General features: G+C 37.3%; 7 protein-coding genes, 5 tRNA genes and 1 rRNA gene. 8 read left to right on the top strand and 5 right to left on the bottom strand.

Translation table 11 applies throughout. The annotated features are described in order from the left end of the window. The 6 genes from BM398_RS16950 to BM398_RS16925 form a co-directional block, all read left to right on the top strand. A 23S ribosomal RNA gene (locus tag BM398_RS16950) occupies window positions 1-195 on the top strand; the annotation flags it as partial. Window positions 196-298: 103 nt separating this feature from the next. After that, window positions 299-371 (top strand) — tRNA-Asn (locus BM398_RS16945). 62 nt (window positions 372-433) lie between these two features. Continuing rightward, a tRNA-Glu gene (locus BM398_RS16940) sits at window positions 434-505 on the top strand. Between the two features lie 45 nt (window positions 506-550). Beyond that, window positions 551-624: transfer RNA gene (locus tag BM398_RS16935), tRNA-Ile, on the top strand. Between the two features lie 35 nt (window positions 625-659). Beyond that, a tRNA-Val gene (locus tag BM398_RS16930) sits at window positions 660-732 on the top strand. A 54-nt stretch (window positions 733-786) separates the two neighbouring features. Continuing rightward, window positions 787-872, top strand: a tRNA-Leu gene (locus tag BM398_RS16925). 163 nt (window positions 873-1035) lie between these two features. Here the strand turns inward: BM398_RS16925 and BM398_RS16920 are convergent. From BM398_RS16920 to BM398_RS16910, 3 genes are all read right to left on the bottom strand, one after another. Then, complete coding sequence (locus BM398_RS16920; protein ID WP_175532006.1) at window positions 1036-2385, bottom strand: tyrosine-type recombinase/integrase; 1350 nt, start codon at window positions 2383-2385, stop codon at window positions 1036-1038. Between the two features lie 211 nt (window positions 2386-2596). Continuing rightward, window positions 2597-3979: a DNA primase family protein gene (locus tag BM398_RS16915; protein WP_242949843.1), complete on the bottom strand. Its 1383-nt coding sequence runs from the start codon at window positions 3977-3979 to the stop codon at window positions 2597-2599. Beyond that, window positions 3951-4559, bottom strand: coding sequence for a CHC2 zinc finger domain-containing protein (locus BM398_RS16910; protein ID WP_092339470.1), 609 nt, complete (start codon window positions 4557-4559; stop codon window positions 3951-3953). The genes BM398_RS16915 and BM398_RS16910 overlap by 29 nt, the downstream gene beginning before the upstream one ends. A gap of 693 nt (window positions 4560-5252) precedes the next feature. Between BM398_RS16910 and BM398_RS16900 the strand changes: the two genes are divergently transcribed. Both BM398_RS16900 and BM398_RS16895 read left to right on the top strand, forming a co-directional pair. Next, on the top strand, window positions 5253-5507 hold the full coding sequence (locus tag BM398_RS16900; protein WP_092339466.1) for a hypothetical protein: 255 nt from the start codon (window positions 5253-5255) through the stop codon (window positions 5505-5507). A 154-nt stretch (window positions 5508-5661) separates the two neighbouring features. Further along, window positions 5662-5925: a hypothetical protein gene (locus BM398_RS16895; protein ID WP_092339464.1), complete on the top strand. Its 264-nt coding sequence runs from the start codon at window positions 5662-5664 to the stop codon at window positions 5923-5925. A 27-nt stretch (window positions 5926-5952) separates the two neighbouring features. On the opposite strand, the gene BM398_RS16890 is transcribed toward BM398_RS16895, so the two are convergent. Further along, window positions 5953-6846, bottom strand: coding sequence for an IS3 family transposase (locus BM398_RS16890; RefSeq protein WP_242949844.1), 894 nt, complete (start codon window positions 6844-6846; stop codon window positions 5953-5955). Window positions 6847-6854: 8 nt separating this feature from the next. Further along, window positions 6855-7154, bottom strand: coding sequence for a transposase (locus BM398_RS16885; protein WP_092338115.1), 300 nt, complete (start codon window positions 7152-7154; stop codon window positions 6855-6857). Window positions 7155-7233: the final 79 nt, after the last annotated feature.

Raw genomic sequence — 7233 nt, 5'->3', positions numbered from 1 at the left:
AGATGCATAAGGCTGGGTAGCCACGTCCGGACGGGATAAACGCTGAAGGCATCTAAGCGTGAAGCCCCCCTCAAGATGAGATATCCCTGCTTCGGCAGTAAGACCCCTTGTAGAGTACGAGGTCAGATAGGCACAAGGTGTAAGCATGGTAACATGTTCAGCTGATGTGTACTAATAGGTCGAGGGCTTATCCAAAAGATAGGTGTATAGATGAATCTGGAAGAGATAGTTCAGTGTTCGGTTTTGAAGGTACAATGAGAGTCGTAAAACGGCTCTTTATTTTTAGATGTACCGATAATCCTCCTTAGCTCAGTCGGTAGAGCATTCGGCTGTTAACCGAAGTGTCGTTGGTTCGAGTCCGACAGGGGGAGCTAAGTACTAAGCGAGGAAGAAGTTTGGTACTAATGAAGACTGTAACTACGGTCTGTAATATGGCTCCGTGGTCAAGCGGTCAAGACATCGCCCTTTCACGGCGGTAACACGAGTTCGATTCTCGTCGGAGTCACTTGTTTGTTCTTGTTTTATTCAGTTCAAACATTTTATTTTTTCAGGAGCTTTAGCTCAGTTGGTTAGAGCAACCGGCTCATAACCGGTCGGTCCCGGGTTCAAGTCCCTGAAGCTCCACTCGGTTTTATATTAGAACCATCCCAGATAAATAAGGGGTCTTAGCTCAGCTGGGAGAGCATCTGCCTTACAAGCAGAGGGTCACAGGTTCGAGCCCTGTAGGCCCCACTCGCGATATGTGCTATGCATATCGCGAATTTTTTACCATCATAAATATGGTATGCCGGCGTGGCGGAACTGGCAGACGCCCGGGACTTAAAATCCCGTGGGTAGTAATACCCGTACCGGTTCGATCCCGGTCGCCGGCATTGTTTTGGTTAGTCGTAAACTTAGATGTTATCTGAGTTTGCGGCTTTTTTCTTTGTTTTATTCAATGGTTCCATTTTGCTCCAAAAGAGTTCCACGCATTGAAAACATTGAGATTCAGCGAGATATACTGCGTGCTACATTATACATTAATTTGCATAAATATCAGTTTATACTTAGAGCATTCATTAACTGATTTTCTATACCTTCAGGTTCTGCTACTGTTTCATAGATATAGTGTTCTGTCATAGCGCGATTTGAATGTCCTAAAGTTTTTTGTAAATATGCAATATCTACACCTGCAGCTCTTAGTGTTGATGCAACAGTAAATCGTAATTTGTGGCTTGAAAGATATGGTACACCAGCTCCAGCGCAATATTTTCTTAGACGTTCATTAAAAGTATCATTGTTAATCGTGCGTCCATGACACATAAAAAGATATTCTCCGTCTGGATTAAGCTCATGGGCTTTTTCAATGATTGCTAAAGCTTCTGGTACCAAGTAGATTTCCCTGACAGAAAAATGAGAATTTCCTTTCGGAAGTTTTTCGTTTATATGTCTGGGAGCTTTAGTTATTTTCATAATTTTGGTATCAATTGAGTATACTGATTCTTCAACAAGCTGATGTTTGAGAGTTAGTATGTTTCCTCGAATATCTTCATATCTGATTGCTCGTAGTTCACCGACTCTAAAGGTTGAGTAAAGCGCAAGTTGAATAGCTAAAGTATATCCATCCTGTTTAAGTGACTTTAAGTATTTTAAAAGAGCATTCCTGTCTTCGAGATGAAAAGCCTTGTTGATATGCCTTGGCTCTTTAAATTTAAGTTCTGTTGTTCCTATGGATGGAATAAAATTTAATGGGATGTATTCGTTTTCAGCAGCATAGATAAAAACTCCATTTAATGCTGATTTTCGATTTACAAATGCTTTTCTGGTGATTAGCCCCGGACCAGTCCATCGTTCAAACATATACTTTATGTCTCTCTTTTTGATATCTGTAATCTGCATTTGTGCGATTGGCTCATTCTTAAAGACATTTTTTAGTAACGTTAGATCTTCCTGGATGGTCTTATTGGATTTAACACCATGCCTGATACGCATATCAACCCACTCAAGATAAACTTCTTCAAAAGTATGAGAAAAGAAAAAGTTATAAAGTTTTTCAACTAATTCTTCTCGGCTTTTAGCACTGAATGTAGGATTTTTACTTTTCCATCTTCCATCTGAGCCTTTATAAAATAATTCCTCCTTTGCGCGCGGATGTGCAGTTCTATAGACTTTTTCAACAAGTTTAGTTTTTTTCTTTGAAATCATATTTATAATCTCGCCGCCATCGCCTGAAACGAGGGTAGCAGATTTTAAAATTTTATTCAATTGAGAAATATCTCTGGATTCTTCTTTATTTTCTTCATTTACGATACATTGAAGTTTCTTAATTTTGAAATTATTGTGATAACTTGATGCAAAAACAGATGGAGGAGTACTTGCAATTGCATCTTTATTGACATTATTCAATTGTAAGCACCTCCTTATCAGTTTTTTATTCATCAGATTAAGAAATAATTGTTTTTATTTAAAAGTCACATAGGCATTATTTAAGGCTGAGAAAAACATGATTAATGCCATGAAATATCAATAATTAGGCACATAGGCACGATTTTTGAAATCAATGAAGATTTTATATGGGTAAAAAGAAATTGATTAAAAACGGATGCCTTACCGCCTTTTAGTTTTTGAAGGGAATATCTTTTAACGTATGGATAGCGCATATTCCCTTATATCCACGGGCTGTTTTATTATCAACAGACGCGTTTTTTAAATATATAAGCCCAAGTTTATCTGCACGTTGTCGTAGTTCTTTCGAAAAAGAGCTTTCGGAACGAATCTTGATAAGATTGTCATTGCCCCATAGGCAATATGCTTCATATAGCTCTTTAGTAGTTGCGATAGCAGGTTCATCAAAGGAGATGTATCCTTCTGATTCAAAGAAATCGAGTATACTGTCTTCCTCCCTGCGAAGTTCAGCTTGATTTTGTAGAGTGCGTTCACTTATTGTGAAATGAAATTCATTGGCGGTCAGTCTTTTTAGACCTTCTAGACACCATAAAGCTATTCCTTCAGTTTCTTCGGATAATTTTGCAGAAAGATTTCTGTCATCAACTCTGTTTTGCGATTTTTCTTTTACCCTGATGGTTATTTGTCTGCGATAGAATCCGTCGGATTTATCATATAGAGAACTGAGCGAACCATTTCCGAAAGCCATAATTCTAACATTTAGATAACCTTGATAACTTTGCTTTCCTTTGCGCTCAAGGTTCATTTTATCTTCCATGGTTACTACAGCTTTTATAACTCCGGTGTCAGTAAGAGCTTCCATTTTCATATCATCATCAATCATAAGGAGCATCCCTTCCTGATCTGCCAAACTGAATCTGTTATTTGCCAGAGTGCTAATGCTGCATATAGTCATGTTGTTTCCGAGAAGGTTTCTGCATACGAATCCGACTCTTGATTTGCCTTCTCCACCGTTTCCGATTAAGAGCAACATGGCTTGGGCTTTTGTCGTTGGTATAAGGATATATCCCATAAATTCTTGCAGAGTAAATATGTCTTCAGGATAGAGTAGTTCGTCAAGAAAACGTAACCATCTGGTTGGAGGAACAGCGTCTGAATTATAATTAACTGGTAATCTGTTAGAGCAAAATTCTTTTTCGGGAACAAAACCACCGTCAATAAAATATGTTCCATTTTTAAAATGAATCCTGTCTGTATGTTTAGGAATAATCTCACACATGGATTCATATCTCAGCGCATCTAATATCTGGTTGGCTTTTTTGACAATATTTGTTTTTACATATGGCTTAAGGGCATCAACGATTTCTTTTTTGAGTTTTTCCTCGCTGATAATTCCGTCAATGTCATAAAAGATTCCTCCGACATATTTAAGAGGATGTTTGCTGATGAACCAAGTACAAAATTCTACTTCATCAATCTTATTATTTTTGTTGTCATACCAGCTTGGAGTTTCATTTGTAAATTCAAATTGTTTGGCAACATCAAGCAGAGCTCTCTTTGTATTTTCATCTAAGTTGTTCCATTCGTTTTTCAATAGTAATAACCTTCCTTCCATAATTTGTAATAAAAAAAGCCCTGTCAGAAATGTTTCCGTAAAGTAGTGTGTCTAACCAATACTCAACGTGATCTATTTCTTCCAGAGCTTCGCAAAAGTAAGGATGCCATTCGTCGTTTTCATCCTTTGGTGCATATTTAGTTTTCCATCTTTTTAGTAGCTGTAGATAATCTGTCAAAACAAGAAAAATATGTTTTTCTGTTTCGTACAAAATCTGTTCGTCTGATTTTGATCGCGATTTGATTTTGGGAGGAGCATGATAATTTGTATCAAACGATAATCCAAAATCTTCACAAATCTTAATTGCAGAATTTTTTGCATTAAGATGAAAATAGTCGGAGACAAAATCTATCGCATCTCCTTTTTTACCACATCCAAAACAGTAGAAGCGCTTATCAATTTTCATGCTTGGATGTTTGTCATTATGGAAAGGACAAAGACACATTCCGTTGCGATTAATTGTAATTCCATAACGATTGGCAACCTGACGGGCTGAGATATTTGATTTTACAATGTCAAAAACAGACTCTTTTTTTAAGTTAGGTGATTTAATGCTCATTTCTATTCAACCTCCTTCAAATACTGGAGTGGCGCCGCTTCTCAAGAATCCCTACGAGGGCTATAAAAGAAGTGGCAAGCAGTGCATTTGGGTGACAAATGCATTTTTTTGCTTGTTGGGGGAACTTCCCCAAACCCCTTACAACGGAAAAATCCGTAACGGCGCATTCGCTTAGGCTTGCATTTTTTTCTAAATGCGTTTTTCTTAATTGCAACAAAAAAGCAATCAAGAAAATTTCCTGATTGCTCTGTTTATTAAACTTATTTGATACTCTTACAAGTACTATTTTACCACCCCTAAAAATAACATCAATGGACAATAGCGGGACAAAGCCGGGACAATTTAGGGACAAAACCGGACAAAATAGGGACAGCTATATTTTATGAATTTATGTATCAGCGATAGATTTATAAGTTATTGGTTTGCTCATTATAAGAATATCATTTTGGTTTGTGATTGGAAATTGCCATTTGGGTGCCATATGGTTGCCATTTGGGTTACTTTTGGGGACATTTGGGGACGTTTTTGTTAACAATCAGAATGACAAAAAGACATTTAATCAAAGTTTAATAATATTTGGAACGGGAATAATAACGTTATTTGATAAAATATAATTGTGCTATCGGACGCGGACATGAATTAGCTATCTGAATAACTTCTTGATGTAGATTTCATTAAGAAAGAGGTGAGTATATGGATTATCTTTTCTTTCTGGTAGTTTTGTTAGTTTCTTGGGGAATTGGAGTTGTTGGTTGGGCACAAATAATTGGTAGTATACAAAATATCCGTGTAAGACCCAACTTGATTATTACAATAATCATTTGGGGAATAATTATTGCGGGCTCTTTTTTTATAGTTAGATTCTTTTTTGAATCGAAAATGTTAGCTTGGGCAATTGCTATGGTGGTTTCATTTGTTCAAGTTTTTAAACAAGGGAAAATAGAGTAATATTTCAGGAATGTGACTTACTAAAAGTGTAGTTATAGAGGAATTATATTTGAATAACAATTTGGGTGACTATGAATATTATTAGAGTTCTCATATCAAGGATACTATGTATTTTTTTGATTAATGTTATAATAAAGCCACAGAAGGGAGCTTTATGTCAGAAGAAATACTCAATGATTACCTGGATGAGAATCAAAAGATAACGGATGAAGTTATACTTGGGTTAAAGCCATTAGCATTTTATACCATTTCAAATATCGATATTATCGATTTTATACATTCACAATGTCAGAAAGTTTTAGAAATAGCACAACAGAAAAATGATTCTAAAGAAGTAGCCAGAGCAGTAAACTTAGATACATTTGAAGTATTACTGCCAGTATTTGGCGAAGCACATTGCTCCTATGTCAATAAATAGTACAAATTAAAATGAGAAGTTTGCCTGCTAGGCTGCAGGCAAAGTCATTACTTTCTCATAAAGTTTTTCAAACTCGTTAGGAGACATGTAGTCACAATGGCTGTGAATCCTAACAGTGTTATAGAAGGTTTCTATATACTCAAATACAAGCCTGTATGCATGGCTATAGTTGTAGATTGTGAAGCGGTTGAGCCACTCCCTTTTAATCAAGGAATGGAAGGATTCTATACAGGCGTTATCGTATGGATAACCGCTATGAGAATAGCTGCGCTGCATCTTTTCAGTAGCTTCTCTCCATGCATTTGAAACATACTGGCTACCTCTGTCACTGTGGATTATTAATGGCAGATCAGTGTTACGACAGGCTTTTGCTTTATTTATAGTTTCAATTACTGTAGATACATCCATTGTGTCTGCAAGAGTCCAGGCGATGATTTTCCTGGCAAATAAGTCCATAACGCAGTTGAGATATGCAAATCCGTCCTGAGTCCATATATATGTGATATCAGTGCACCAGACAGCGTTAGGGCGCTCTGGATTAAACTGTTCGTCGAGAATGTTGTGAAGTTCACTGCTGAAATCAGAGTCTCTGGTAGTGGTGGTCCAAGGTTTGATCCACTGAGCTTTAATACCCATTTCGCGCATGTATTTACCTACTGTGCGTTCCGAAATGGTCTCACCAGATTTACGAAGTTCCTGAGTTATCTTTGGCGCTCCGTAGTTCTGTTTAGAATCATCATAGATTTGCTGGATCTGCTTTTTCACAGCCTCTTTTCTTTGCTTGGAAGGAGAGACTTTACGGTTGAGAAAAGCTCTGTATCCAGATCTAGACACGCCTAGAGATTTCAGCATTCCGGAAGTAGAGACACGGCGTTTTGTAACTTTAGATGCCTCTACCTTAGCAGTAACTTCCGTGTATATGATTTCCGTTAATCGTTCCCCAGAATGCTGATAGCTTTTTTTAATACTTCAAGCGCATCCTGAGTATCTCGTAATTCGCGTTTAAGACGTGCTATTTCTTTGGCTTCGTCTGAAGAGTAGTTACCTGATCCTCTTGTAGGAATGTCACCATCATTGTTTCTGAACTGGGTTTCCCACCTTGCTAAGGTGCTGGTTCCTATTCCGAGATTCTTGGCACATTCAACCTGAGTGAGATCAGGGTGTTCCTTGCGATAGTTGACAGCATCCAACTTGAACTGCTTTGTATGTTGCTTGTTTTTTCTAGGCATAATGAGTTCCTCCTCTTGTATTATATGATATTTAAGGGATTAACTCATTTTAAAATGTACTAATTAGATGCTAGCACTA

The organism is Butyrivibrio sp. M55 (assembly GCF_900116865.1).
Lineage (GTDB): Bacteria > Bacillota > Clostridia > Lachnospirales > Lachnospiraceae > Butyrivibrio.
This window is presented reverse-complemented; position numbering and strand designations above follow the sequence as displayed.